This is a genomic window from Planococcus chinensis (genome assembly GCF_042681545.1).
Lineage (GTDB): Bacteria > Bacillota > Bacilli > Bacillales_A > Planococcaceae > Planococcus > Planococcus chinensis.
Genome location: NZ_JBHUFW010000002.1, coordinates 1 through 26,991 on the forward strand (window position 1 = coordinate 1; position 26,991 = coordinate 26,991).

Annotated in this window: 27 protein-coding genes; 18 read left to right on the forward strand and 9 right to left on the reverse strand. The window is 52.8% G+C overall.

Annotated features, from left to right (window positions below; genetic code table 11):
• Nucleotides 1–113 precede the first annotated feature (113 nt).
• From ACFSDB_RS00025 to ACFSDB_RS00040, 4 genes are all read right to left on the reverse strand, one after another.
• Complete coding sequence (locus ACFSDB_RS00025; RefSeq protein WP_204891683.1) at nt 114–1,121, reverse strand: FecCD family ABC transporter permease; 1,008 nt, start codon at nt 1,119–1,121, stop codon at nt 114–116.
• Nucleotides 1,118–2,116, reverse strand: a complete 999-nt coding sequence (locus ACFSDB_RS00030; protein ID WP_204891682.1) for a FecCD family ABC transporter permease — start codon at nt 2,114–2,116, stop codon at nt 1,118–1,120. The genes ACFSDB_RS00025 and ACFSDB_RS00030 overlap by 4 nt, the downstream gene beginning before the upstream one ends.
• A 361-nt stretch (nt 2,117–2,477) precedes the next feature.
• A complete protein-coding gene (locus ACFSDB_RS00035; protein WP_204891681.1) occupies nt 2,478–3,398 on the reverse strand; it encodes an iron-hydroxamate ABC transporter substrate-binding protein in 921 nt (306 codons plus the stop codon).
• A 2-nt stretch (nt 3,399–3,400) separates the two neighbouring features.
• On the reverse strand, nt 3,401–4,192 hold the full coding sequence (locus ACFSDB_RS00040) for an ABC transporter ATP-binding protein (protein ID WP_204891680.1): 792 nt from the start codon (nt 4,190–4,192) through the stop codon (nt 3,401–3,403).
• A 344-nt stretch (nt 4,193–4,536) separates the two neighbouring features.
• Here ACFSDB_RS00040 and ACFSDB_RS00045 point away from each other — a divergent pair, with 344 nt between their 5' ends.
• Both ACFSDB_RS00045 and ACFSDB_RS00050 read left to right on the forward strand, forming a co-directional pair.
• Nucleotides 4,537–5,586 carry an NAD(P)/FAD-dependent oxidoreductase gene (locus ACFSDB_RS00045; protein WP_204891679.1) on the forward strand — a complete coding sequence of 350 codons (1,050 nt, stop codon included), beginning with the start codon at nt 4,537–4,539 and terminating at the stop codon, nt 5,584–5,586.
• 78 nt (nt 5,587–5,664) lie between these two features.
• On the forward strand, nt 5,665–6,081 hold the full coding sequence (locus tag ACFSDB_RS00050) for a cupin domain-containing protein (RefSeq protein WP_204891678.1): 417 nt from the start codon (nt 5,665–5,667) through the stop codon (nt 6,079–6,081).
• Between the two features lie 221 nt (nt 6,082–6,302).
• Here the strand turns inward: ACFSDB_RS00050 and ACFSDB_RS00055 are convergent, their stop codons facing one another.
• Together ACFSDB_RS00055 and ACFSDB_RS00060 are read right to left on the reverse strand one after the other, a co-directional pair.
• Nucleotides 6,303–6,758: a GNAT family N-acetyltransferase gene (locus ACFSDB_RS00055; protein WP_204891677.1), complete on the reverse strand. Its 456-nt coding sequence runs from the start codon at nt 6,756–6,758 to the stop codon at nt 6,303–6,305.
• A 205-nt stretch (nt 6,759–6,963) separates the two neighbouring features.
• Complete coding sequence (locus ACFSDB_RS00060) at nt 6,964–8,160, reverse strand: MFS transporter (protein WP_204891676.1); 1,197 nt, start codon at nt 8,158–8,160, stop codon at nt 6,964–6,966.
• A 397-nt stretch (nt 8,161–8,557) separates the two neighbouring features.
• Between ACFSDB_RS00060 and ACFSDB_RS00065 the strand changes: the two genes are divergently transcribed.
• Genes ACFSDB_RS00065 through ACFSDB_RS00075 form a run of 3 tightly spaced genes read left to right on the forward strand, consistent with a single transcriptional unit; the run spans nt 8,558 to nt 10,718 of the window.
• Nucleotides 8,558–9,355 (forward strand): PP2C family serine/threonine-protein phosphatase, encoded by a 798-nt coding sequence (locus tag ACFSDB_RS00065; RefSeq protein ID WP_204891675.1) that lies wholly within the window; start codon nt 8,558–8,560, stop codon nt 9,353–9,355.
• Between the two features lie 14 nt (nt 9,356–9,369).
• Nucleotides 9,370–9,942, forward strand: coding sequence for a GNAT family N-acetyltransferase (locus ACFSDB_RS00070; RefSeq protein ID WP_204891674.1), 573 nt, complete (start codon nt 9,370–9,372; stop codon nt 9,940–9,942).
• Nucleotides 9,943–10,001: 59 nt separating this feature from the next.
• Nucleotides 10,002–10,718, forward strand: a complete 717-nt coding sequence (locus ACFSDB_RS00075; RefSeq protein WP_204891673.1) for a sulfite exporter TauE/SafE family protein — start codon at nt 10,002–10,004, stop codon at nt 10,716–10,718.
• Between the two features lie 32 nt (nt 10,719–10,750).
• Here ACFSDB_RS00075 and ACFSDB_RS00080 read toward each other — a convergent pair whose 3' ends face one another.
• Nucleotides 10,751–11,590: an aldo/keto reductase gene (locus tag ACFSDB_RS00080; RefSeq protein ID WP_204891672.1), complete on the reverse strand. Its 840-nt coding sequence runs from the start codon at nt 11,588–11,590 to the stop codon at nt 10,751–10,753.
• A 169-nt stretch (nt 11,591–11,759) separates the two neighbouring features.
• On the opposite strand from ACFSDB_RS00080, the gene ACFSDB_RS00085 reads away from it, so the two are divergent.
• Together ACFSDB_RS00085 and ACFSDB_RS00090 are read left to right on the forward strand one after the other, a co-directional pair.
• A complete protein-coding gene (locus ACFSDB_RS00085) occupies nt 11,760–12,635 on the forward strand; it encodes an effector binding domain-containing protein (protein ID WP_204891671.1) in 876 nt (291 codons plus the stop codon).
• 342 nt (nt 12,636–12,977) lie between these two features.
• Nucleotides 12,978–14,183 carry an MFS transporter gene (locus ACFSDB_RS00090; RefSeq protein WP_204891670.1) on the forward strand — a complete coding sequence of 402 codons (1,206 nt, stop codon included), beginning with the start codon at nt 12,978–12,980 and terminating at the stop codon, nt 14,181–14,183.
• 41 nt (nt 14,184–14,224) lie between these two features.
• On the opposite strand, the gene ACFSDB_RS00095 is transcribed toward ACFSDB_RS00090, so the two are convergent.
• On the reverse strand, nt 14,225–15,076 hold the full coding sequence (locus tag ACFSDB_RS00095; RefSeq protein ID WP_204891669.1) for a MurR/RpiR family transcriptional regulator: 852 nt from the start codon (nt 15,074–15,076) through the stop codon (nt 14,225–14,227).
• 129 nt (nt 15,077–15,205) lie between these two features.
• Between ACFSDB_RS00095 and gnd the strand changes: the two genes are divergently transcribed.
• The 11 genes from gnd (at nt 15,206) to ACFSDB_RS00150 (ending at nt 26,687) form a co-directional block, all read left to right on the forward strand.
• Nucleotides 15,206–16,090 (forward strand): phosphogluconate dehydrogenase (NAD(+)-dependent, decarboxylating), encoded by an 885-nt coding sequence (gene gnd, locus ACFSDB_RS00100; RefSeq protein WP_204891668.1) that lies wholly within the window; start codon nt 15,206–15,208, stop codon nt 16,088–16,090.
• Nucleotides 16,091–16,338: 248 nt separating this feature from the next.
• Nucleotides 16,339–17,679: a GntT/GntP/DsdX family permease gene (locus tag ACFSDB_RS00105; protein ID WP_204891667.1), complete on the forward strand. Its 1,341-nt coding sequence runs from the start codon at nt 16,339–16,341 to the stop codon at nt 17,677–17,679.
• 67 nt (nt 17,680–17,746) lie between these two features.
• Nucleotides 17,747–19,294 (forward strand): gluconokinase, encoded by a 1,548-nt coding sequence (gntK, locus tag ACFSDB_RS00110; protein ID WP_204891666.1) that lies wholly within the window; start codon nt 17,747–17,749, stop codon nt 19,292–19,294.
• 201 nt (nt 19,295–19,495) lie between these two features.
• Nucleotides 19,496–20,902 carry a tetratricopeptide repeat-containing diguanylate cyclase gene (locus ACFSDB_RS00115; protein ID WP_204891665.1) on the forward strand — a complete coding sequence of 469 codons (1,407 nt, stop codon included), beginning with the start codon at nt 19,496–19,498 and terminating at the stop codon, nt 20,900–20,902.
• Nucleotides 20,903–21,130: 228 nt separating this feature from the next.
• Nucleotides 21,131–22,789: an FAD-binding dehydrogenase gene (locus tag ACFSDB_RS00120; RefSeq protein WP_204891711.1), complete on the forward strand. Its 1,659-nt coding sequence runs from the start codon at nt 21,131–21,133 to the stop codon at nt 22,787–22,789.
• Nucleotides 22,786–23,094, forward strand: a complete 309-nt coding sequence (locus tag ACFSDB_RS00125) for a hypothetical protein (RefSeq protein WP_204891664.1) — start codon at nt 22,786–22,788, stop codon at nt 23,092–23,094. The genes ACFSDB_RS00120 and ACFSDB_RS00125 overlap by 4 nt, the downstream gene beginning before the upstream one ends.
• Before the next feature lie 188 nt (nt 23,095–23,282).
• The gene (locus tag ACFSDB_RS00130; protein WP_204891663.1) at nt 23,283–23,687 is read left to right on the forward strand and encodes a GNAT family N-acetyltransferase; all 405 of its coding nucleotides are present in this window, start codon (nt 23,283–23,285) and stop codon (nt 23,685–23,687) included.
• A 111-nt stretch (nt 23,688–23,798) separates the two neighbouring features.
• Nucleotides 23,799–24,713: a DMT family transporter gene (locus tag ACFSDB_RS00135; RefSeq protein ID WP_204891662.1), complete on the forward strand. Its 915-nt coding sequence runs from the start codon at nt 23,799–23,801 to the stop codon at nt 24,711–24,713.
• A 47-nt stretch (nt 24,714–24,760) separates the two neighbouring features.
• Nucleotides 24,761–25,297: a GNAT family N-acetyltransferase gene (locus ACFSDB_RS00140; protein WP_204891661.1), complete on the forward strand. Its 537-nt coding sequence runs from the start codon at nt 24,761–24,763 to the stop codon at nt 25,295–25,297.
• A gap of 101 nt (nt 25,298–25,398) precedes the next feature.
• A complete protein-coding gene (locus ACFSDB_RS00145) occupies nt 25,399–26,028 on the forward strand; it encodes a nitroreductase family protein (RefSeq protein ID WP_204891660.1) in 630 nt (209 codons plus the stop codon).
• Nucleotides 26,029–26,138: 110 nt separating this feature from the next.
• The gene (locus tag ACFSDB_RS00150; protein WP_204891659.1) at nt 26,139–26,687 is read left to right on the forward strand and encodes a GNAT family N-acetyltransferase; all 549 of its coding nucleotides are present in this window, start codon (nt 26,139–26,141) and stop codon (nt 26,685–26,687) included.
• Here the strand turns inward: ACFSDB_RS00150 and ACFSDB_RS00155 are convergent.
• The gene (locus tag ACFSDB_RS00155; RefSeq protein ID WP_204891658.1) at nt 26,643–26,984 is read right to left on the reverse strand and encodes a hypothetical protein; all 342 of its coding nucleotides are present in this window, start codon (nt 26,982–26,984) and stop codon (nt 26,643–26,645) included. The genes ACFSDB_RS00150 and ACFSDB_RS00155 overlap by 45 nt on opposite strands.
• Nucleotides 26,985–26,991: the final 7 nt, after the last annotated feature.

Here is a 26,991-nt window from a genome sequence, read left to right on the forward strand (position 1 = left end):
GGCACAATACCGGAGTCATCTGATCGCAGCGTAAGCTGCAGGGTGCTTTTATTAAACTGTCTAGAAAATGGGGCTCAGTTCAGAAGAACCTTTCTCAATCAGGGGTTTATTTTTTATTTTTTCAGCAGCAAAAAGATGAAATAAGGTGCGCCGATGAGCGCTGCCATGATGCCGGCCGGGATGCCTGACGGTTCAAGCAAATTGCGGCCGAACGTGTCGGCAATCAGCAGCAGCCAGCCACCGATCAGAATGGCAAGCGGCAGGAACATCTGGTGCCTTGGCCCGACAAGCGATTTGGCAATATGCGGCGCCATGAGTCCGATAAAGGCGATGCCGCCTGTGACGGAGACAGCGGCCGCCGCAAGGGCGACAGCGGTCATCAATAGGACCAGGCGCTCCCGTTCGATCGAGACGCCGAGGCCGACCGCTACCGGCTCGCTCAGGTTCAGCATGTTCAAGCGGTTCGCTTTATACAGTGTGAATGGGATGAGCACAAGCAGCCAAGGCAGGATCGCCAGGATGAACGGCCAATCCGTCCCCCAGATATTGCCGGCGAGCCAATTGGCGATAAAGTCGACTTTCTCCCGCTCGGCGGAAGAAATCAGCACGATCATGATGCCGGACAGCGCCATCGAGAACCCGATGCCGATCAGGACGAGCCGCACCGGCTGCAGGCCGGTCCGTTTATTATAGGAAAATGCATAGATCAAGAGCGCGGTCACCATAGCCCCTGCGAATGCGACAGCAGGGAGCACATAGACGAATGAGCCCGCATCGACCGGGACGTACAGGAAGAACACAGCAATTGCGACGCCGGCGCCCGAATTGATGCCGATAATGCCCGGGTCCGCCAAGTCGTTCCGCGTGATGCTCTGCAGGATGGCGCCGGCAAGTGCAAGCGCCATTCCCGCAAGCAGCGTGATCAAGATGCGCGGCAGCCGGATGGAATAGAGGACAAATTCCTCCTTGAACGTGCCTTGTCCGGCAAATGCCGCAAACAGGCGGTCGTAGGAAAGGGAGGAATACCCTGTCCCCAAACTGATGGTGATGGTGGCCAGGATCAGCCCGAGGAGCGAATAAAAGAAAATGCGCTGTTTTTTCAGCAAAGCGGTTTGGATCATGTGAATGCGCCTCCTCCTTTACGGACGATGAGCAGGAAGAACGGCAAGCCGAGCATCGCGACGATCGCAGCGACCGGTGTCTCGAACGGTGCATTGAGCGTGCGGCCGAGCAGATTGGCAAACAGCATGAAAATCGCTCCGACCACTGCGGACATCGGAATTACATGTCGGTAATCGATGCCGACGATCATGCGGACGATATGCGGCACCAGGAGCCCGACAAACGCCATGTTTCCGGCGAGCGCCACGGCAGCACCGGCAAGCAAGGTGACGACGAGGAACAGCAGCGCTTTCGTCTGCCCGGTCTTCTGTCCAAGGCCGATCGCCGCTTCTTCGCTCAAGCTGAGAATCGACAATTGGCGGGACAGCAGCAGCGCAATGATCAGCGACACCAGGATGAACGGGAAGATGACCTGCAGCTGGCCCCAGGTCGTACCGATCAATCCACCGGCAGTCCACATAGAGACGTCTTTTGAAATCTTGAAATACAAAGCGATCCCTTCAGCGAGCGCCGTCAGGAACGCCGAAATGGCTGCGCCGGCCAGCACGATGCGGAACGGCGAAAAGCCGCCTTTTTTGGAAGCTCCTATCCCGAACACCAATGCCGCGCCTGCAGCGGCTCCGATAAAGCAGGCAATCATGATATTGAAGTAATTGGCTCCGGGAATGAACGCAAGCGTAATGGCAAGCGCCGCGTTCGCGCCGGCAGTGAGCCCGAGCAAACCCGGATCCGCAAGCGGATTGCGCGTCATGCCCTGCATGATGGCGCCGGACACCGACAAAGCGGCGCCGACCAATACCGCAGCGAGCTCGCGCGGCAGCCGGATTTCCCGGATGATGGAAATGGCATCATTCGAAGCGGACGAAAACAGCGCAAGCCACGTGTCCTTCACACTGATGTCGGCAGCTCCGAATGCGATGGAGATGACGAACATCGCGAGAAACGCGGCAAGCCCGGCGATGAATTTAAGGAAGAATGAAGTTTTGATTGGCATAAGGCATCATCTTTTCTCTATGGATTAAGGCTCTTAGGTCGTTACATCTTTCTAAATTAAAGATATTATTCTATACCGCTTCGGCCGCTTTGGGCTGGGCTTCCGCCATGAGCCGAGAAAAACACTCGTCTCATAGCTCCGCCTAGCCCTGAACGCGCCGGCGCTAGTTTAGCACATTGGGAAGGGGTAACTCTATCTTTTTTGCTGTGTTATCTGAGATATGTAGCAAAACAGCGCAGACGCCCGCGGCAAGCGTAGCTGTTTTGCGGAATATCGGCAAGCAGGAAAAGTGTATACCTACTATAACAATACATAACAGACTAAAGAGGAATCCCTGTATCCAGGAATTCCTCTTCTCTTTTTATTTCAAGAAATGTTCTTTGAAGAACTCAAGCTGGTAGTCCAATGAGATTGGATCGTTAAAGTAGAATTCTTTGGCGTTGGCTTCAAAGACTTGGCCGTTCTTGACAGCCGGTGTGTTCTTGTAGACATCCGTTTCCTGGAACGAGTTGTCCTGTTCGCTGTCTTTGCTGAAGATCACGTAATCGCCCATGAATTCAGGAAGCACTTCCTGCGACAATGCATAGAAGCCGTCTTTCAATGCCATTTCTTCCACTTTCGCTGGCATCTTCAGTTTCATTTCCTGGTAAAGGATTTCTGTTCCGCGTCCCCAGTTGTCGCCGAAGACGTACAATTGCTTGTCAAAGTTCTCGATGACAGAAACCGTTGCATCTTCGCCGATTTCAGCACGGATTTCTTCGCCGGCTTCCCCAGCGCGAGTTTTGAAATCATCGATCCATGTCTGAGCTTCTTCTTCTTTGTTCAACAGCTTTCCAATTTCGAGGTGCTGCGTCAAGTAATCGACTTTTCCGTAAGTGTACGTAACGGTCGGTGCGATTTCATTCAACTTGTCGATATTTTTGATCGTCGACAAGCCGATGATCAAGTCCGGATCAAGTTCGATGATCTTTTCAAGGTTGTCTTCCGTCACTTCTTCCACGCCTTCCAATTGTTCCTGGAAGCGGGGGTTCGATTTCGACCATGAGTCGACGCCGACTAGCGGCACGTCAAGCGCCATGACATTTCCTGCATAAGTGGAGAGGACAAGGACGCGCTGCGGATCAGCAGGCACTTCGACCGGTCCGTTTTCGGATTCGTATGTGATGGTTTCAGGCGAATCAGCTGCGCCGCCTTCTTCTTTGCTCGGTGATGCGGAATCGCTGCCGCAAGCAGCAAGCAGCATAGCTGCCAATAAAATAAGGATGAATGATAATTTTTTCATGGTTAAGCTCCTTTGATTAAATTGTAAGTGATGCAGATGGGTTTTTGCGTCCGGGGGTCGATGCCGATGTCGGCGTCGATGCGGAACACGGTTTTCAAAACTTCCGGTGTGATCACTTCGTGGCTCGTGCCGGATTTGATGATTTCGCCGCTTTTCATGGCGATCAGGTGATCGGCGAAGCGGGAAGCCTGATTGAGGTCGTGGAGCACCATGACGATCGTGCGCTCCTGTTCTTCATTCAGCTTCTGCAGCAGCTCGAGGATCTCGAGCTGATGGGCCATGTCGAGGTAGGTCGTCGGCTCATCCAGGAAAATCATTTCGGTTTCCTGGGCCAGCGCCATCGCAATCCAGACGCGCTGGCGCTGGCCGCCGGACAAGGCGTCGACGGGGTGGTACTTGAAAAACTGGGTTCCCGTGACATCCATCGCCCAATTGATGATTTCATAATCGCGGGCGGACAGGCGGCCAAACCCTTTCTGATAAGGGAAGCGACCGTAGGAAACCAGCTCGCCGACCGTCAGTCCGGGCGAGCTTTCAGGCGTCTGCGGCAGGATGGCCATCTTGCGCGCGAGCAGCTTGGTGTTTTCCTTGGCGATTTCACCGCCATCGAGGATAATCGAACCGGCCTGATGCGGAATGACACGGGTCAATGCCTTCAGCAAGGTCGACTTGCCGCAGCCGTTGGAGCCGATGATCGTGGTGATTTTTTTATCGGGGATTTCGAGTGACAGGTTTTTGACGATTTTCCGTTCCCCGTAGCTGATGTCGAGATTTTCGGCGGACAGTCGAACCATGGATGAGCCTCCTTTGCTGAAAATAAATATGTATATAGAAGTTGATAATGATTCTCAATTCCGTTACAATGACTACTATAAAGCGAATGAGAATCGATGTCAATAAGAAAAGCGGAAGCGGCCGTTTAGGTTCGACCGGCATAAGACGGCCTGGCGAAGCGGTGTGTTTTCAACCGCATAGCCAGGCAGGCTTATGACCCGAGAACCTGGCCGCTGGAGTCTGGACAAAGAAAAGCGGAAGCGGCCGTTCAGCCCTGACAAGCGCTGGAGGCTGGACACGAAACAAAGAGTCTAAAAGTTATACTTTCTTATACTTATAAAAATAGAAGCAGGAGTGGAGCAAAATGGCGAATTCGGAAATATTCGACGTGACAATTATCGGCGGCGGTCCGGCAGGCCTTTATTCGGCCTTTTACAGCGGCCTTCGGGAAATGAAAACGAAACTGATCGAATTTCAGCCGCAGCTGGGCGGTAAGCTGCATGTCTATCCGGAAAAGATGATTTGGGACGTCGGAGGGCAGCCGCCGATTCAGGGCGCCAAACTGATTGAGCAGCTGGTCACGCAAGGCCTGACGTTCAATCCGGAAGTTGTGCTCAATGAGAAAGTGGAATCGATCGACCGCAACAGTGCCGGCATTTTCGAATTGACGGGTTCGTCGGGTGAAGTCCATTTGTCCAAGACCATCATCGTCGCAGTCGGCGGGGGCATCCTGAATCCGCAGAAACTTGCGATCGAAGGGGCCGAACGGTTCGAATTGTCGAACTTGAACTACACCGTCAAATCACTTGGGCGCTTTAAAGGAAAGAACGTCCTGATCTCAGGCGGCGGAAATTCCGCGATCGACTGGGCGAACGAACTTGAGCCGATTGCCGCTAAAGTTTCGGTCACGTACCGCAAAGGCGAACTGGCCGGACATGAAGCGCAGGTGTCCCAGCTGATGAACAGCTCGGTCCAATGCTTCCTGAACACCACCATCACCAAGTTGATTGCATCGGACGAGCGGGATGCCATCGAATACGTCGAGTTGACCCACCAGGAGACCGGCCACACATTCTTCGAAGCGGTCGACGAAGTCATCATCAACCATGGCTACGAACAGGATGCCACCTTGCTTCAGCAAAGCGGCCTCGATATCGAGATGGTGGACGGCTTCTATATTTCCGGCAGCTCCGCCAGTGAATCATCCGTTCCGGGCCTTTTTGCAGCTGGCGATATCCTGAAGCATCCGGGCAAGCTGAACCTGATTGCCGGAACGTTCCATGACGCGGCGAACGCCGTCAATAAAGCCAAGCAATTCATCCAACCGAGCGCCAACGAAATTGCCATGGTCTCCTCTCATAATGAAGTTTTCAAGAAGCGCAACAAGGAACTAGTGAAGCAATTGGTCAACTGAGTTCGGAATCCCTTGTTTGAATTAGGGCATTCAAAGGTATAGAAGGAATGTCTAGTTAATTCAAAGGAGGAATTCTGAATGGATTTCAAAGATCATGGAAAAGAACCTTATGTGGTGAATATCGAAGAAGCGACAGTGAAAAATGAGAATTTCCGTACGACGATCTGGACCGGCGAAAACTTGCAGGTAACGGTCATGAGCGTCGAGCCGGGCGATGACATCGGACTCGAAAAGCATGAAGGCGACCAGTTCCTTCGCATCGAAGGCGGCAGCGGATTTGTCCAGATGGGCGACAGCGAAGACAATTTGACGTTCGAACAGAACGCCAAAGATGACGACGCGATCATGATCCCGGCCGGCAAATACCATAACGTTACCAATAAAGGCGATGAGCCATTGAAAGTCTACTCCATCTACGCGCCGCCGGAGCACGAACCGGGCACTGTCCACAAGACAAAAGCCGAAGCGGACGCTGCGGAAGCGGAAGAAGAATAAAAGAGTATATGAAAAGAGCATCCTTCATGTGAGGATGCTCTTAAGTCAATAGGAGACGCAAGAGAGGCAGAATGGCGGGGGAACCCTTCTCATTCTGCCTCTTTTATATGCACTCTATCTCTTCAAAAGGCTAAGAGCAGCAGGGTTCAATAGACCTTGCAAGAAGAACATTTGAAAATGATTCATCGAACTGCATGCCCTTCTCCTTTAGAACCGCAATGTTAAATCTTTTTTTCCATTTTAATATTTGTTTCTGCATATCCGAGGTTTTTGTATAAATCTCGTGCGATTTGATTGTGGGCAAATACGTGCAGACCTATACTTTTCAAATTTAAGTTTCTTGCTACTTTTTCTATCTCTTTCATGGCCTGTTTGCCATAGCCGCGACCGCGGCTGTCTTCCTGAATTTCGAGGTCGTAAATAAACCCTTTATCGTTTGCGCCCTGTGCCAGCCATATGATCCCTACTTCTTCTTCTCCATCCCGAATCATGAATAGCTCATTATCGGCAGTTTTTTCTCCTTCTGGCAATAGCTCTTCGTACGCTTTAGTCGACTTGCTTATGGCCTCCTGCTCATTCCAATTTCCTGCTTTAACGTGTTCACCAGCATAATTTTTAATTGCGTACTTTAGGTACTCTTCAAATTCACTGGAATTCATTTTGTCCAATCTGACCATGATAATTCGCCCTCCTATTATGAGCTAGCTGATTTTTGAGTAAAGTTGCTATTCAATTAACCATTTCTTTGAATTCATATTATCATAATGTTCCGCAAGGATTTATTTGCTTGTTAGTAGGATTAAATCAGACTGAGTCAAAAATCCATCTTTCGTTTCATCGAAAAAGGGCATCCTCCATGTGAGGATGCCCTTCTTTAGTTGGCTAAGCCGAAGCAAGCCGGTTGTCCCGGCGTTCTTTTCGCCCGTGAAGGAAATAGTACAGGATGGAAGCGGCAGCCACGACGCCTCCGAGAATGGCATACAGCAGGCTGTAGCCGGTAAACGAAATGATAAAGCCGAGAAGGTAAGGGCCGAAGCCGAGTCCGGCATCCATAAAGATGAAGAACGTCGACGTTGCGAGGCCCATCCGGTGCGGCGGGGTCATTTTGATGGCCACCGCCTGTGTCGTAGACTGCATATTGCCGAAGCCAAGGCCAATCAGGAAACCAGCCAGCAGAAACATGGATGTGCTTTCCGCGGTGCTCAGCAGCAAGAGGCCGGCAGCGAAAATGAAGAATGCCGGATACATGACGTAATTTGCGCCTTTGACGTCCATGAGGCGTCCCGTGAACGGCCTGGAGATAAGGATCGCAATCGAATAAACGATGAAGAAGAAACTCGCGGCCTGCACCAAGTCGCGTTCGACGGCATAGAAGCTGATGAATGACAGGACACTTGCATAGCAGAACGCCGCAATAAAGATCACCAACGTGATCGGCACCGCTTTTGGTTCCACGTACTGCGCGAGTTTGAAGCCTTTCATTTCTTCTCCGGCAGGCGGCGCTTCGATGGTCGGCACAGTGACGAACAAGGAAATGGACAAGCTTGCCACTCCGCAGGCCAGGCACAATGCAAAAATCATTTCATAGCTCGAGTTCTGGTTCATGTACAGGCCGATGAACGGGCCGATGGCGGTCGCCAAAGTGTTGCTCAGGCTGTAATAGCCGATCCCTTCGCCTTTTCGCGACATCGGGATGATCTGCGCGACGATTGTGCCGGCTGCGGTTGCCGCAAACCCGAGCATCATGCCGTGCAGAAAGCGGTTGAACATCAGGAACGGCAGCCCGAAATCCAAAAAGTAAAAGAATGTTGTCAGCGTAAACAAGATGAGGCCGACCACCATCGTCCGCTTGCGCCCGATGCGGTCAAGAAAGCGTCCGATGAGGAGGCGGCCGGCTAGAACGCCGATAATGAAAATGCCGGTCACCAGGCCGGCCTCGCTCGTCGAGGCATCGTAAGCGTCGACGGCATAGACGGCGATGGTCACCATCAATAGGTAAAAGATCAGAACCAGAAAGAAGTTGACGGAAGAGGTAAGGATGAAGTCCTTGGTCCACAATGGGGGTTTGGTTTTATTCAAATTGGCTGCTCCTTGGGTTTTTATTTCGTTAATCTAATGAATACTCAATAATATGGTAAACGAAATGGAGACAGCCGTCCATTTATCGGGTGTTTGCAGGAGTCGCGGGATTGAGGCGAAACGCCGATAGGGAAGTGAGAAACATCGATAAAAATGGCAGAAACGTAGATAGGGAGCTTGGAAACACGGGTTGAAGGTGCTGCTAACGCCGATAGGGGCGTTGTGTCGATTAAAATCTCATTAATGTCGATTAAACTTCGTGAAGTGACGATTAAATCTCAGAAAGTGTCGATTAAATTCTGGGCTGACTTTGCTAAAGAGATTTTTCAGGTAAAATGTTCCATTTAAAAGCGGAATAGCTTATAATTTTAAGAATCTAAAAAGGCGGTGGCCATTAATGGAAAAAACGGACTTCCAGTGGATAGGAAGCAAAGAACATTTCGTCGATCAGCCCTTCATTACGAAGATAGGGGAAATCGAAATCGGCCGCTTTGGCGGCAATTCCTCCGCCGGCCAGTCCAAAAACGAAGACGCCTGCCTGGTGTGGCAAAGCGAAGCGGCGGATTGGGAATTCGCTATGCTGCTGGATGCCCATCAAACGGCGGAAAGTGCGGAAGCCGTGCTGGAGCAGGTGGATGCGCATAAGGGAAAAATTAAAGCGCTGCTAAGCCGGCCGCTGCAAAAGGCGTTTTTCCGGAACCTCGAAGATGCGGTACTGAACATATTCCAGGAAGAATCTTTCCTCGCCCACTGCAGGAATCTGCAAGGGGAAACCGCTTGCCTCCTCGCAGTACGGAAAGGGAAATACATCTGGTGGTTCTCGGTCGGCGACTGCCTCCTGTACTTATTCCATCCGGAGCTGGCAGCGCTCGGGCAGCATCAGCTGAACCAGCGCCAGTTCTATGAATGGATCGGCCAGGTGAACACGTTTGAAGGGGCCATTCCGTGCTACTCTTCCGGTACGAGAGAGTTGCGCCAAGGCGTTAGCCGCCTCTTCCTGACTACTCACGGGCTGGTGGAATGCCCCGGCAACCCCTATAGCGAACCGGCTAGCATTTCCCGGTCAATGGAGAGGAAAGGCGGCATCGGAGAAATGCTGCAATCGATCCAGCAATGCGGAGTCCGTGACAGCACGACGGTTATTTCCTGGGAAATAACGATCCAGGATCCGGCAGCAATGCCGAGCGATCAATAAAGGAGAGAAGTATCGTGGAAAGAGAAGAAATTTACCGAACCGTTCCAGCAATCGAAACTGAGCGGCTGCTCCTGCGGAAACTGGTGATGGAAGATGCGGAAGAAGGGTTCAAGTATGCGTCCGAACCGTCCGTCTCCCGTTTCATGCCGTGGGATGTACATAAAACGATTGAAGAGACGAAAGGGTTTCTGGCGTTCATACTCGACGCATACGACCAGCACCAAAAACTGACATGGGCGATCCAACTGAAACAGACTGGGAAGATGATCGGCACCATCGACTACGTAAGCTGGCAGCCCAAGCGATCCAAAGCGGAAATAGCCTATACACTTTCACAAGAATACTGGGGACAGGGACTGATGAAAGAAGCGGCCGACGGACTGCTGGCATTTGGCTTCAAAGAGATGGGGCTGAACAAAATCGAAGCTCCAATCATGCTGGAAAATACCCAATCCCGCCGGCTTGCCGAGAAGCTCGGCATGAAACTCGAGGGCGTGGCGCGCGACCATATGGTCATCAAGGGCGAATTTGTCGACCTGGCGATGTATTCCATACTGGAAAGGGAGTTTTCAGCGAAGCGCCATTAAAAGGGGTGCCGGACTGTGCTAGAATCGGGAATAGGTCTTTTATGTAAGCGGGTGTTTAAATGGAAGTATTTTTGTTCATTGTCATCATTCTAATAGCTTCGGTTCTGCAGACCAGCACCGGTTTCGGCTTTTCGATACTGGCGACGCCGTTCCTGCTGCTGCTGTTCAGTGTCGGGGACGCCATCCAGATCAACCTGATCTTATCGCTTGTCATTTCAGGAGCGCTGATATTAAAAATCCGTACTGACATCGACGGAGCGGTCCTGAAAAGGTTGATTGCCGGGAGCATCGCCGGCATGCCGGCCGGGATTGCGGTTTTCCTGTGGGCGGACTTGGAAGCGCTGAAACTGGCGGTCAGCATCGTCATTCTACTGCTGACTGCATTGCTGATTTTATCTTTCCGCATCCGTCAGACAGACCGGCGGGATTTCGTGTTTGGCGGCCTGTCCGGAAGTTTAACCACCAGCATCGGCATGCCGGGGCCGCCGCTATTGCTGTATTTTTCAGGGACGGATACCAGGAAGGAAAAGCTGCGCGGCACGACACTCGCTTTTTACTTGGTCATCTACTCGGTTAGCTTGGCCCTGCAGATCTTCTTTGCCGGCACCAATAAAACCGTTTGGATTTCCAGCGGCTTGGCGCTTCCGCTCGTATTGGCGGGACTGTATCTGGGCCAGCGCTTGTTCACAAAGATCGACCAACGGACATTCCGCTTTGCCACGTATGCGATTTTGCTGTTTACCGGATTCTACCTGCTTATCAATCAAATAAAATAGAAAACCGCTGCCTTTTGGGCAGCGGTTTTTTGTCAAAAATCGAAATTATCCGGGTCGGGCCCGACGCGGCGGTTTTCATTCAATGCGGAAATGCGCTCCATGTCATCGTCAGTGAGCTCGAAATCGAAGATTTGGGAATTCTGGATGATGCGGAACTCCTTGGTCGATTTCGGGATGGTCACGACGCCGTTTTGCAAATCCCAGCGAAGGATGACTTGCGCGACGGTCTTTTCAAGTTTGGAGGCGATCTCCACAAGCAGCGGCTCCTCGAGCAGTTCGCCTTGCATAAGCGGCGACCAGGCTTCCAATTGGATGCCTTGGGATTTACAGAATTCATGGAGGTCTTTTTGTGTCAGGAACGGATGGTATTCGACCTGGTCGACCATCGGCTTGATTTCTGCGTCTTTCAGCAATTCCTCCAAATGATGGATATGGAAATTGCTGACGCCGATCGCTTTGACGCGGCCTTCCTTGTACAAGGTTTCCAGCGCGCGCCAGGCATCTTTGAATTTGCCTTCGACCGGCCAGTGGATCAAGTACAGGTCGAGATAATCGAGGCCGAGTTTCTTGAGGCTCTTTTCAAAAGCAGCCAGCGCTGATTCATAGCCGAGGTCGGAATTCCAGACCTTTGAAGTGATGAACAAGTCTTCACGCGCCAGGCCGGTTTCATTGAGCCCTTCGCGGATCCCCTGGCCGACACCGGTTTCATTGCCGTAAAGCGCAGCCGTATCGAAACTCCGATAGCCATGGACAATCGCGGTTTTGACCGCATTTGCCGCTTCGGGACCGTCCTCTGCCCCGGACAGCCCGAGACCGAACCACGGCATTTTGACGCCATTGTGCAAAGTGATTGTATCCTGCAGATGTTCCATTAGAAAAACCTCCAGTTCAAATAGTATTTCGAACAATCAAACATTATGATAAAAGTATGGATGAGGCGGAAGAAATCTGCAAATAATACGTGGACCTGTCCGAAGAGAGCATTTACGGACAGGAACGCAAGCCTTCATGGGAATAAACTGAAGTCAGGGAGTGAGCGGTATGGGATGGGTGGAATCACTGCAAGAGGCAATCGATTTTATGGAAGCGCATCTGGACGAGCCGATCGGCATCGATGAAATTGCTGCACAGGCCAATTCATCGGTCTTCCACTTCCAGCGGACGTTCGCCATTTTGACGGATATGTCGGTTGGCGAATATCTCCGGGGCCGGCGTTTGACGCTTGCCGCACATGAATTGGTCAGCACCGACTCGAAAATCATCGACATCGCCTTGAAATACGGCTATGACACTCCGGAGGCTTTTGCCAAAGCTTTCCGCCGCCAGCACGGCATGGCGCCGACCGACGCGCGGAAGTATTTGGGCAGCCTGAAATCATACAACCGCCTGGTGATCCAGGTGAGTCTGAAAGGGGCAGAACCGATGAAGTACAAAATTGTGGAACGGGCCGGCTTTAAAGTGGCAGGGGTAAAGCAGGAATTTTCGACAGAGGACGACGGCAATTTGAAAGGGATTCCGGCCATGTGGCAAAAAGCGCTCGCGGACGGGACGGATGAACGGCTGTTCCGTCTGAATGACGGACAAATCGAAGGCGTTCTCGGCGTCTGCATCGGCAAGGAAGGCGGCTTGATGGATTACTGGATTGCGGCAGAAACCGGCCAGGAAGCGCCGGAAGGCTTTAAGGCGATGGAAATCCCGGCTTCGAAATGGGGCGTATTTGAAGTACACGGGCCGATGCCCGATGCCATGCAGGACGCCTGGAAGAAAATCTTCTCAGAATGGTTCCCGTCCAACCCGTATGAATATGCCGGGACTCCGGAGCTTGAAGTGTATCCTCAGGAAGACGCCTACCAGCCGGATTCCTATTCGGAAATCTGGATTCCGCTGAAAGCGAAGCAAAAAAGCCATTTACAATAAATCCCTGAAGTGCTATTGTAAATAAAATCAAATGCGATGACGAGAAGAGTAGATGGCCGCGTTTCTCCAAGAAAGCCCCGAAGGATGGGAAGGGGCAGGGACGCCCCATTGAACCAAGCCTCCGAGCAGTGCGCCGGAATCCGAAGCGAGGATGGCGCAACAGGCGCTCCTGTTACAGAGCAAAAGTATAAGCGGTTCAGGCCGCCGTACTTGATGAGGCTTCCATGGCGACATGGCGGCACAACTGGAGTGGCACCGCGATTTCAAATCCCGCCTCCAAGACAATTGTCTTGGGGGTGGGATTTTTTTGTGTTCAACAACCGAAAATGGGGAGGGCTGGAAATGGAGAAATGGAAGGACCCGGCCATATTGCTTTTGGCCGTCGGCATTTCGAACGTTGGCGCATGGATCTATCTGATCGCGCTTAATCTAACCGTGCTGGAGCTTGCAGGCGGATCGCCTCTTGCGGTGGCGGTGTTGTACATGATCGGGCCTGCTGCTGTCTTGGTGACTGGCTTCTGGTCGGGCAGTTTGATTGACCGCAGAAACAAGCGGAGGCTGCTCGTTGTTTTGGATGTGCTCCGGGCAGCCATGATCGTGCTGCTGCCTTTTGCCGAGTCGCTGCTGGTGATCTACTTGGCTGTTTTTATCCTGGGCATTGCCGGAGCGATATTCGAGCCGGCTGCGATGGCGTATGTCACGATGCTGCTGGCGCCGGAACAGCGGAAGCGGTTCAATGCGCTCCGCAGCCTGGCCACGTCCGGTGCTTTTTTGGTGGGGCCGGCCGCTGCCGGTCTGCTGCTCGCCATCGGGCCGCCGGAATTTGCCATCTGGATCAACGCAGCAGCACTTGCGTTTGCCGGGATTTTGGCAATATGTCTTCCGGACCTTGAAAAGGACGGGCCAAGCGGCGGCAGCGAAAAAATGTCGCTTGAGACAATCAAAAGAGATTGGCAGACGGTTCAGCGCTTCAGCCGAAGCAACAGCTACGTAACGGGAGTGTATGTGGTTTTCACCGCGTTCATGGTGATGGCCACGGCTTTGGACTCGCTTGAAGTGTCGTTTGCCACGCTCGTATTGGGGCTGTCAGACAGCCAGTACGGCGTTCTGGTCAGTACAGCGGGAGCCGGAATCCTCGCGGGTGCGCTGCTGAATGCGGCAGTCGCCGAACGGCTTGCCGTCCCATTCCTGCTGGGTGCCGGAACTTTCGGAACGGCGCTCGGCTATCTTCTTTATGCATTTTCCGGCACATTTGCCGCAGCCGCTTCCGGATTTTTCATCCTGGCGTTTGCTTTGGGCTTCGCCAATACCGGATTCCAGACATTTTGCCAGGAAGAAATCCCGGCTGCCATCATGGGAAGGTTCATCAGCCTCTTGGCCCTCGTTGAAGCTCTCGGGATTCTGGCGGCAACAGCAGCTCTTGCCGCTGCGGCACATTTCTTCTCGGTTCAGACGACCGTAATTGTCGGCTCGTTGTGCATGCTCGGCATCGCTGCTGCAATGGGCATGCTCAGCTCGGTTCAAAAAGACCGAGCGATCCAAAATTAGAAAACCGGCACAGGAGAATCTCCTGTGCCGGTTTTTCTGCATCAAAGCCGCTTGTGCGACATCGCTTCGCGCATGTCCTGCAGCGCCTTTTTGCCTTCGTCGCCGCGGGCGATCATCAAATTGGTGTACAGCGCATCAATCAGGCTGAGCTGTGCGATGCGGGAAGAAAGGGCCTCCGAACGGAAATCGGTTTCTTCCGAAACGGTATAGAGGGCAATGTCGGCGTCCTTGGAAAGCGGCGATTTTGCGAAATTCGTAACACAGATGATGGTGACGCCTTTGTCTTTCAGGATGCGAAGGACATCCAGAACATCGGTCGTGGAGCCGGAATGGGAAATGACGATGGCGACGTCTTCGGCCTGCAGCTGGGAAGCCGCCATGAGCTGCATATGGGAATCGAGGTTCATCGATACGGACAGTCCGAGCCGGATGAATTTATGGTAGCCGTCCATGGCGATCATCGCCGAGCCGCCGTTGCCGAAAAACTCGGTTTTCCGTGCTTTCAGGACAGCCTGGGTTGCCCCCTCCATCGCATTGGCGTCCGCAATCTGCAGCGTGTCTTCAAGCGTCTTGATGTTCGAGCGGAACACTTTTTCAGTGACGCTGCCTACACTGTCGCCTTCTTCAATCTGTTCATGGATATCCTTCAGCGGCGTGACGACTTCCGCAGCGAGCGAAATTTTAAACGCCTGGAACCCCTTGAAGCCGATCCGCTGGCAGAAGCGGAAAATCGTTGACTCCGCCAATCCGAGCTCGTCGGCAATCTGGCTGATGGTCAGGTGGATGATGTTTTTCGGGTCATTCAGAACGAAATCTGCTATCTTTTTCTCTTTATCACTGAAAATGCGGTAGCTGCCGCGCACCGCTGCCAGCGCAAATTGCTGCTCTTTCATAAGGGTCTGCCTCATTTCTGTATCGATTATTTCACTTTCCTTTAGAATAACATGTTGCGAAAGAAAAAATATTCGATATAATAAAACCAATACGGAAAAATATTCTTTTATTCCACAGGAGGTTTTATTATGCAAATCGGAGTGATCGGTTTAGGAAAGATGGGTTTGAACCTGGCGCTGAACTTGAACGACCACGGCCATGAAGTGTTCGGCTATGACAGCCATGCGGCTGTTGAAGAAAGCGGTTTCACCAAAACTTCTTCTATAGAAGAGCTGATCAGCAAGCTATCGGCTCCGCGCACGGTCTGGCTGATGGTGCCTGCCGGCGAAGTGACGGAAACGGTGATGGCCCAAGTGGCTGGGCTTCTCGAAACGGGCGACGCCATCATCGACGGCGGCAATTCGAATTTCAAGGACAGCATCCGCCGTGCGGCAGAGCTGAAGGAGCAGGGCATCTACCTGTTCGATTGCGGGACAAGCGGCGGAACCGAAGGCGCACGCCACGGCATCTGCTCGATGATCGGCGGAGACGCAGAGAAGTTCAAGGACATCGAACCATTGTTCAAGGACATTTCGGTGGAAAACGGCTATCTGTTCACCGGCGAAGCCGGAAGCGGACATTTCCTGAAGATGGTCCACAACGGCATCGAGTACGGCATGATGCAATCCATCGCAGAAGGATTTGAAATCCTCAACAAAAGCAATTTCGATTTCGATTACGAAAAAGTGGCAGGCGTCTGGAACAACGGAAGCATCATTCGCTCGTACTTGATGGGGCTGACGCAAAATGCCTTTTCAAAAGATGAGAAGCTCGACGGCATCCGCGGCGTCATGCATTCATCCGGCGAAGGGAAATGGACGGTCGAAACGGCGCTGGATCTGAATGTGCCGGCACCGGTCATCACGCTTTCGCTGATGATGCGCTACCGCTCGCTCGAAGACGATACGTTCACGGGGAAAGTGGTTGCGGCGCTGCGCAATGAGTTCGGCGGGCACGCAGTCGAAAAGAAATAACCATATAAGTTGAAAAAAGAATCGCTACCAAAAGCCACTTCGGCGCTTTGGGGATGCTCCCGCAATAAGCCTGGCTGGAATGACGCCAGTCTTAGTGCTACCGCTACCCCTGAGGCGCGCCAGCACTAAGAGGCACCTCGATATGGAGCAAGCGGTTTTACGAAGCTGGTTTGCGGAATATCAAGAATCGGAAATCATTAATTCAATATATTTTACACAATGGGGTTGCACAAAGAGGAGGAGACAATTTGTCAGGTTCAACGTTGATTTTGGTCGCACTTGCAGGGATTTTTCTATTATTGTTTTTAGTTATCCGCACGAAATTGCATGCATTCGTCGCACTTTTGCTCGTCAGTTTGCTGGTGGGTATCGCAGCGGGCATGCCGCTTAACGAAGTCATCACATCGATCCAGAACGGCATGGGCGGCACGCTCGGCTTTGTCGCAGTCGTAGTCGGCCTTGGTGCCATGTTCGGAAAGATGCTCGAAGTTTCAGGCGGGGCAGAACGCCTTGCCGCTACAATGATCAATAAATTCGGGGAAGACAAAGCGACATGGGCGCTCGGCATCACCGGCTTCATCGTTGCCATCCCGGTATTTTTCGATGTCGGTTTCATCATTCTTGTTCCGATCGTCTACGGATTGGCGCGCAAGACCGGCAAATCACTTCTGCATTACGGAATTCCGCTTTTAGCGGGCCTTGCGGTAACGCACAGCTTCATCCCGCCGACACCGGGGCCGATTGCGGTCGCGCAGTTGGTCAATGCTGAACTTGGCTGGGTCATTTTGTTCGGTGCGATTGCCGGGATTCCTGCAATGATTCTCGCAGGTCCTGTTTTCGGCCGGTACATAGGCAAGAAAATCCATTTGGAGATTCCGGATTACATGGAAATGGAAGAGCGCGAGTACGACAAGGAGCTGCCAAGCTTCGGCATGGTCACAGCGCTGATCCTTATTCCGCTTGTTCTGATCCTTTTGAACACCGTAACAGGGGTGCTGCTCGAAGAAGGGAACACCATCCGCAACATCTTCACCTTCCTTGGCCATCCATTCGTCGCATTGACGATTGCGACTTTGCTGACGTTCTACCTGTTGGGGACAAAACGCGGCTATACGCGCCAGGAAGTCCAGGACATTGCAACGAAATCGCTTGAACCTGCCGGGATCATCATTCTTGTAACAGGCGCCGGCGGCGTCTTCAAGCAAGTGTTGATCGACTCTGGCGTCGGTGAAGTATTGGGCGACATGATGGGCGACTCGGCATTGCCGCCGATCGTTCTGGCATTCCTGATCGCGACCGCTGTTCGTGTGGCGCAAGGTTCCGCGACTGTTGCCATGGTCACAGCTGCCGGCCTGATTACACCGCTGCTTGAAATGGTCGGCATGACGGGCCCGGCACTCGGCTTGATTGTTATCGCCATCGCATCCGGTGCGACCGTGCTTTCGCACGTCAACGACTCCGGCTTCTGGCTGGTCAACCGCTACTTCGGCATGGACGTCAAAGACACGCTGAGATCGTGGACCGTCATGGAAACCATCATCGGCCTCACCGGTTTCGTCGTCGTGCTCATCATAAGCTTCTTCATCTAATAAAACGGGAAAAGAAAAAGGAGAAGTTCCTTTTTCTTTTTCTTATATTCTCCAAAGGAGGGCTAGCATGCCTGAGAAATCATATTACCTGGGCGTGGACGTCGGAACCACTTCGACCAAAGCGGTTTTATTCGATAAACAAGGGGGCGTCGTGGAATGCGAGACCGTCTTCTACCCGCTCCACACGCCGAACCAATTGGTCGCAGAACAGGATCCGGAAGAAATTTTCCGCGCAGTGCTCACTTCTGTCAGGGAAACCGTCCGAAAAAGCGGCATCCCGGCGGATGCGCTGAAACTGGTGTCGTTCAGCTCGGCGATGCACAGTTTGATCGCCATCGGCAAAGATGGAAAGCCCTTGACGCAAAGCATCACCTGGGCGGATACCCGGAGCGCCAAGCACGCGAAGCGCATCAAGGAGGATCTGGACGGACATGCCATCTACTTGCGGACAGGAACGCCGATCCATGCGATGTCGCCGTTAGCGAAACTTCTGTGGCTGAAAGAGGACGAACCGGCAACTTTTGAAGGAGCCGAAAAGTTCATCGGCATCAAGGAATTTATTTTCCATAAGCTGTTCGGTGAATATGTCATCGACCACTCGCTCGCCTCGGCAACCGGCCTGTTCAATCTGGAGGGGCTGGACTGGGACGAAGGGGCGCTCCGCGTAGCCGGAATAACAGCAGGGAGGCTGTCGCGCCTCGTGCCGACGACGCATCAGATGGCCGGATTATCTGCGGAATACGCAGCGTTCATGGGCATCGGGACCGATGTGCCGTTCATCGTCGGGGCAAGCGACGGCGTCTTGTCAAACCTTGGCGTCAATGCCATCGACCCCGGCGTCATCGCTGTGACGATCGGCACGAGCGGCGCCATCCGCACCGTTTCGCCTGTACCGAAGACGGATCCAAAAGGGCGCACGTTCTGTTATGTGCTGACGGAAGGCCATTGGGTGGTCGGCGGCCCGGTCAACAACGGCGGCATCGTGCTGCGCTGGCTGCGCGATGAATTCGCAACTTCGGAAGTGGAGACCGCAAAACGGCTCGGCATCGACCCTTACGACGTGCTGACGAAAATCGCTGAAAACGTCAATCCGGGAGCAGACGGCCTGCTGTTTCATCCGTACATGACAGGGGAACGTGCGCCGCTTTGGGACGCCAATGCCCGCGGTTCGTTCTTCGGGCTGAGCATCCACCATAAAAAGCAGCACATGATCCGTGCAGTGCTCGAAGGCATTGTCTTCAACCTGTACACGGTGCTGCTGGCGGTTGAAGAACTGACGGGCGATCCGGTGCGCATCCAAGCGTCCGGCGGTTTTGCCCGTTCCGGAATGTGGCGGCAGTTGATGGCCGATGTCTTCGACAAGCCGGTCATCATCCCGGAGAGCTTTGAAAGCTCCTGCCTCGGTGCGGTCGTTTTGGGCATGTATGCCATCGGAGAAATCGAAGATTTCAGCATCGTATCCGAAATGATCGGTGCGACACACACCCATTCGCCTCATGAAGAAACCGCCGAAATCTACCGGGAGCTGCTGCCGATCTACATCCGCCTGTCGCGGCTTCTGAAAGAAGAATACGAGAGCATCTCGAATTTCCAGCGGAAGCATTTGGAATCCTGAAAATAAGTGCTGCATTATAAAAAAAGCCTGAAAACCGGCTCCCGGTTTTCAGGCTTTTCAGGTTCAGGCCGGACCAGAAAATTTTCTCGTATTTATCTTCCAAAGGGCTTTTATAAGGTGGTTTTTGAGGGTAAACTGATATAGAATAAAAAATAGTTAAATTTATCTATTTTTAAAATTCCTTAATAGGAGGTGTGGTCTATGTCGGAAGGGAATCTAATTTACTTTCATAAACAAGCGGTCTTAAACCGGGTAAAAGGAAGCAAGCGGCCTTTAGTTGACAATGCATATCAAATGCTCGAAGATGCGTTGAAAGCTGAGGATTCCCAAGCGATTATGGCTGCCTACCTTTATATGGGAAGGATTTTTTTGCGGGCAGGCGAGGTGGAAGAAGCCTTTCGGCATATGAGCGCTTACCGGGAATTATGTGCAAAATCCGGCGGGGACATGGATTGGCTCCGCTACCACCAGGCGCATTTCGAACTTTATCAATTTACAAATAATGGTACTAAAGTAATGGGAACGCTCGAAGCAATTATGAAGCTAGGCGAAAAAATGGAGAAGCACAATATAGTTGGAGACGCTTATTTGCAGTTGAGCCACATCCTTTTAGAGGAAGGGGACCACAATGCTGCGCTGGAAGCGGCAGACAAAGCGCTGCAGCAAGCAGAGCTGCATGAGCGGCAAAGCGAAATCCTGAAAGTAAGAGGGAAACTGGACAAGGCGGAAGCCCAAATTGGCCTTTGGAACTTTTCGGATTCGGAGCTGCTGTTCGAAGAAGTGAAAACCACTGCAGCACTGGACAGGCTCTTCAATGAAAAAACACGTTTCTATGAGCTTCGGGGAGCATGGTTCGCCAAACAAAAGAAATATGAAGAGGCTTTTGATGCCTATACGATAGCGAAAGAGATGGCAGAAAGCTCGAAGGATTTGGAGCAGCTCAAACGGATCCAGGAAGAACGGTGCCGGCTGTGCGAACTGATCGGCGACAGCAAGCTCGGGTTCAGCGTGCAGAAGGAATACATCGCATTGCTGACGGAAATCCATCATAACGAGTTGGCGAAGGCGGCAGTGAAAATGGAGATCCAGCACAACATCGCCGAGTACGAACGGCGGGCTAACACCGATTTCCTGACCGGGCTTTACAACCGCAGCTATATCGAGACGACGGCAGATGAGTGGCTCCGAAAAGCCGCAGTGATCCGTGAAAACCTTGTGTGCATCGTTTTCGACATAGACGATTTCAAGGCGATCAATGACGAGAACGGCCACCTGTTTGGGGATGAGGCCATCAAGCTTGTCAGCCAGGCATGTTCGGAAATCTTCCGCGAGGAAGACCTGGTCGGACGATTCGGCGGGGACGAATTCGTCATTATTTTAAAAGGGGCCTCACTCGAAATCGGCCGGAAAAAGGCGGAGCAGCTGGCCGAAGCGCTCCAAGAAGTCCAGCTGGAGAAAGAAGGGGGAGCATTTACCCTGACAATCAGCATCGGCATTTCAGACAATGGTGCAGGCGCGGTCAAAACTTTCAAGGAATTGTTCCACTTGGCGGATACCCAATTGTACAAAGCGAAACAGAGCGGCAAGAACCGCATCATCGTTTCCTGAGCGGCTGGCTGCCCTCTTTTCCAGGCATTACGTGCAATTGGCGTGATGCCTTTTTCTTTTGGAGATGCAGCATTTTGGATGACCGCTCATAGAAATCAGGCAAATAAAAAAGGGACCGAATTGCGCAAGATAGTTGTCAGAAAACAAAGAAAAAATATCTATAATTTCCCAAACGCTTCTGCTACGATGAAAGAAAGAGACTGACTTATCACCGAAGGGGATGGAATGATGGAGTACAAGGCAATCGTGGTAGGGGCAGGGCTTGCGGGATTGGTAGCGGCTGCGGAAATAGCGGACAGCGGCAAAAAGGTCCTGTTACTGGATCAGGAGCCCGAAGCTTCGCTCGGCGGGCAGGCCTGGTGGTCGTTCGGCGGGCTGTTTTTAGTGGATTCGCCTGAACAGCGTCGCCTCGGCATCAACGATTCAAAAGAACTGGCGTGGCAGGATTGGATGGGCGCGGCCGGCTTTGACCGGCAGGACGAGGATTACTGGGGCAGGAAATGGGCGGAAGCGTATGTCGATTTCGCGGCTGGTGAAAAACGGGCCTGGCTTTCAGGGCTCGGAGTCAAATTCTTTCCGGTTGTCGGCTGGGCGGAGCGCGGCGGCTCCTTAGCGGAAGGACATGGCAATACCGTTCCGCGTTTTCATATCGTCTGGGGAACAGGACCTGGAATTGTCGAGCCTTTCGAGAGGCGGGTGCGCGCCCATATCGCCAGCGGCGGGATCGATTACCGGCCGCGCCACCGGGTGGACGGGCTATCTGCCGACGGTGAAGCTGTAACGGGCGTCTTCGGATCGATTCTTGCGCCAAGCCCAGCCGAGCGAGGAGAAGCGAGTTCACGCGAAGCGGTCGGGGAATTCCGTTTTGAAGGGGAAGCGGTCGTCGTGACGAGCGGCGGCATCGGAGGCAACCATGACCTGATCCGCAAAAACTGGCCGAGCCGTCTCGGAACGGCTCCGGATGAAATGCTGTCAGGCGTGCCCGCGCATGTCGACGGACGGATGCTGGCCATTGCGGAAAGTGCCGGCGGCCGCATCGTCAACCGCGACCGCATGTGGCATTACACCGAAGGCATTAAAAACTGGAATCCGGTCTGGAGCCGGCACGGCATCCGCATCCTTCCCGGCCCTTCGTCGATTTGGCTGGATGCCCGGGGTGAGCGCTTTGGAGCGCCGAATTTTCCGGGCTTTGACACGCTGGGGACGCTTGAAGCGATCCAGAAAACCGGCTATAGCTATTCCTGGTTCATCCTGACGCAGAAGATCATCGAGAAAGAATTTGCGCTGTCGGGCTCCGAACAGAATCCGGATCTCACCGGCAAAAGCATCCGCCAAGTGCTGGCGCGCGTAAGGCCGGGAGCGACGGCGCCGGTCCAGGCCTTTATGGACAAAGGCGAGGATTTCATCATTGCAGACACGCTTGATGAACTGGTTGCCGGGATGAACCGGCTCACAGGGGAAGAACTGCTGGATGCATCGCTCGTCAGGCAGCAGATTGCCGCGCGCGACAGCCAGCTCGACAATCCTTTCGGAAAAGACTTGCAGGTTACGGCCATGCGAGGCGCCCGCAAATACATCGGCGACAAGCTGATCCGCGTCGCGAAGCCGCATAAAATTCTCGATCCTGCCAACGGCCCGCTGATTGCGGTCCGCCTGAATATCGTCAGCCGGAAAACGCTCGGCGGCCTGCAGACAGATTTATCGGCGCGTGTGCTCAACGAGGCCGGGCAGCCGGTGCCGGGATTGTACGCGGCTGGGGAAGTGGCCGGCTTCGGCGGAGGCGGCGTCCATGGCTACCGTTCGCTTGAAGGGACGTTCCTCGGCGGCTGCCTGTTTTCAGGCCGTGTCGCAGGCAGGGCAGTAGCGGAAGGAGGAGAAGGAAAGTGACGGGAAACCAGATCTATGCAACGGGTTGGATAGCGGCACTGCTGATGGTCGGGGGACTCGTCCTCTGTTTTTCGAGCCCTTCGCTTGGCGCTAAAAAAGCCGAATCTTGGCTGCAGAACCAAGATAGTGGAATGGCCGATGCGTCGCTCTATGCCGCAGTCATAGAAAACAATATGGCCATGTTCGCCGCATTGGGCAGCATCCTTTTTGCAGGAGGATTATTGTCTGCGCTCGGCATTTATTTCCTGTATTTGATGTTAGGGAAAAAGGAAAGTCCAGGCCCGGCCGGGCAAGTGGATGTATAGGCCTTTATCTCCGAATTGCTGTTCTTCGGCAGGGCTGGGAAATCAGAAGAAAGGCAGTTGAATATGGCGCTTATCTATTTGACTTCAAAAGGCTTTTTCAATGAAACCTTCAAGAACGCAATCAGCAAATGGGCTGACAGGAAAGTGGCTGCGCGACAGCAAAGTGCTGACTTTAACGAGGTGAAAAAATGACGACGAATGAAACATTGGCCATACGCCCTTACCGGGAAACGGATTTTCCGGACATCAACCGCCTGAACGCAGCGGAGGGCTGGACAAACCTGGTGGAGAAGCAGGAAGACACCAAAGCGGCATGGAGCCACTCCAATTTGGCGTTTGTCGCTGAACTGGACGGCAAGATTGCCGGGTGCCTGCGCGGGCTGACGGATGGCGCCGTGACCTTGTACATAGCGGAGCTGCTCATCGACAAGGAACTGCGCGGGAAAGGGATCGGCAAGGAGCTCCTTGCGCATGCCCATGCCCTGTATCCCAACACCCGCATCGAGATGCTTGCAAGCAGCACATCCCGCACGTATTACGAATCGCAGGGCTACCGGCCTTTTTACGGCTTCCGGAAAACCTTCAGCGAATAATCCGCATCCGCATGGAAAAGGACTGGCAGAGCCCAAAACTCATTCGCCGGTCCGTTTTTATTGCCGGAGAAAGGGGGTATAATGCAGAAAAGCGGAAACCGGGGGATGCACATGAACCATCTGAAACTTTACATATTGCTCGTCTTCATCATGTTTGCTTGGGGCATGAACGTGCCAGCCATGAAATACCTCACCGCTGAAATGGGTCCGGTGACGATGACGTCGCTCCGGATTTTCCTGGCAGGCGTGACGGTATTCGCCATACTGGCTGCCTTTAAGCTGATCCGCTGGCCGACCCGGGCAGAATGGCCGTATGTGGCTGCGGCTGCCTTACTGAATGTGGTGGTCCACCATTACTTGATTGCGGTCGGCATTTCTTTGACCAGCGGGACCAATTCCGGGCTGATCATCGGGACAAGCCCGATTATGACCGCCGTCTTCAGCTTGCTGCTGCTGAAGCTCAGCCCGACAAAATGGCAATGGCTCGGCTTTATACTGGGATTTACCGGCGTCGCCGCTACGGTGCTGGCTGGTAATGCAGAAACGAGCTCCGGTTCGATCGGCGATCTATACATACTGTTGGCGATTGTTGCCCAGGTGATGAGCTTCATGATTATCAGCAAAGCTTCAAAAACCTTGGACCCCCGCCTCCTGACGGCGTATATGTTCATCTTCGGCTCCTTCGGAATCTTCCTCATCAGCCTATTCCTGGAGCCGGGCGAATGGCGCCGTTTTGCGGAAATGGAGCCTCTGTTCTGGAGCATACTGATTGGATCCGGCATCATCGCCACTGCCCTCGGCCATATGCTCTATAACCATGCGCTTGGCCAAGTCGGACCGCCGAAAGCGGCCATCTTCATCAATTTGAATACGTTTTTCGCTCTTCTCGGCTCCGCTTGGTTCTTAGGAGAGACGATTACGCTTTACCACATGCTCGGCTTTGTCGTCATCGTCCTAGGCGTCCTGCTCGGTTCAGGTGCTGCGGAAGAGTTGTGGCGGAAAAGGATCCAGGAAGCAAAACGGTGAAACGCTTGTTTCACGTGAAACCTTCAGCACGTAAAGGAGAATGAAAAATGGAAAGCACAGCGATTTATTTGCGGAGCCTGACAAGTGATGATTTGCCGCGCTTGGTAGAGATGGAAATCCAGAACAAGGAATTGTTCGAAGAGTTCTCCGTCACCCGGCAGCCGGACTTCTATACGCTCCAAGGCCAGGAAAAACGGTTGCAGCGGCAGGAAGAAAACCGGCTGGGGGGCAAAGAATACAATTTCGGCGTTTTCCATAAAGAGGAAGACAAGCTGATCGGCAGCATCAATCTTGTCCAAGTGATGCGCGGGCCGGTGCAAAGCGCCATCATGGGCTACACGATCGACCAGGCGTATAACGGGCGGGGCTATGCCACGGAAGCGGTCAAGCTGCTTGTGGATTATGCGTTCCAGGAATTGCTGCTCCACCGGATTGAAGCGGGCGTTATGCCGCATCACGGGGCTTCGATCCGCGTTTTGGAAAAAGCCGGCTTTCACAAAGAAGGCATCAGAAGGAAAAATGTGCAGATCAACGGCGAGTGGCAGGACCATCAGATGCTCGCAATCATCAATCCTGAAGATTGATGATTTGCGAAGGAAGCAACTTCTTTGACACCCGGATTCCCTAGTGATAAGTTATGATTATAAACTTACTAAAAGTAAGCGGAATTCGAGGGGGACCTACCATGACGACAACAACAGAATCAGGACTATATAAAGTAATGAAAGAACGCAAATCGGTGCGCATCTATGATCCGAACTTCAAGATCCCGAAAGAAGAAATTGAAGAACTGCTGACAATGGCAACAAGTGCGCCTTCATCAAGCAACCTGCAAGCTTGGAACTTCATCGTCATCCAGGACCAGGACGTGAAGAAAGAACTGCGTGCCATTGCCAACAACCAGGCACAGGTCGAAGACTCATCGGCCATCATCGCGGTTCTCGGCAATATCGATGCCTATAAGAATGTAGAGAAAATCTACACGCAGAATGTCGAAGAAGGCTACATGGACGAAGCGATCAAAGAACGCACGATTGCCAATACGTACAAAGTGTATCCGAACGCTCCGGTCGAAGCGCGCATGAACATTGCCGCATACGATGCCGGGCTTGTTTCCATGCAATTGCTGCTGCTCGCGAAAGAACGCGGCTATGATACCATCCCGATGGGCGGATTCGACAAAGCGAAATTCGCCGAACGGTTCGACTTGCCGGAACACCTTTTCCCGATCGTGCTGATTGCCATCGGCAAAGCGGCAGCTCCGGCTTTCGGAACTTCCCGTCTGCCAATTGAAGAAGTGACACGTTTTATCTAAAGGATTTTCAGCCCGGTATGCTTCTGCATGCCGGGCTTTTTTAAATCCATTAACAGGAAATCGCAGGGGAGATGGCGAAAAGGGATAGATGGCAAAAAGGGGGAATCATCATGGAATTGACAGCATTGGAAACTAAAAGGCTGCATCTGGGCGAAATCGGACAGCAGCACAAAGAAGCGGTCTACGCGATTTTATCCCGTGAAGACGTGATGCAGTATTACGGAACCGATGCCTTCACAGAACCGGAACAGGCAGGCACGCTCATCGATTCCTTCCGCGAAGGCTTGATGGAAGGCCGGGCGGTCCGCTGGGGCATCATGCTGAAAGAAAACGGCAGGCTTATCGGCACCATCGGCATCCACAATTGGAACAAGCGGGCGAAAAAGGCGGAAATCGGCTATGAACTGCATCCCGATTATTGGGGGAAGGGACTGGCCAAAGAAGCGGTTGCTGCAGTGCTGACCCATGCCTTCAACGAATTGGACCTCTACCGCATGGGCGCCGTCGTCTATCCGGCAAATACGGTATCGAGCGGCATGCTGAAAGGCATGGGGTTCAAGGAAGAAGGGCTGCTGCGCGCGTTCTTGTACCAAGGTGGAAAATCTCACGATGCGTTAATGTTCTCCCTGTTGAAACCGGAATGGCAAGGGAAGTCCTGAAGCCGCCGTATAGCTGCTTTCGGTCAGCGGCGTGCCAGGAACGATGCAGTCGCTAAACCGCTGGAACAGTTCTGCGTGGCTGGGGTCCGTTTCAATCAGCGGGCTGCTGCTGTCGAATTGCTCTTTTGAAGCAAAAGCGTTCAGTTCGTGCCATTCCGTATCAGTGCCTTCTTTTTTCAGAAGAAGCATTTCCACAGGCAGGTATTTTTCGTAAAGGGCCTGGGACAGCCGGTTATACGCGAGGAAGTCGGCGGTTTTGGATTCTTGGATCTGGTATTCATACACTTTGACGTACATGCAATCA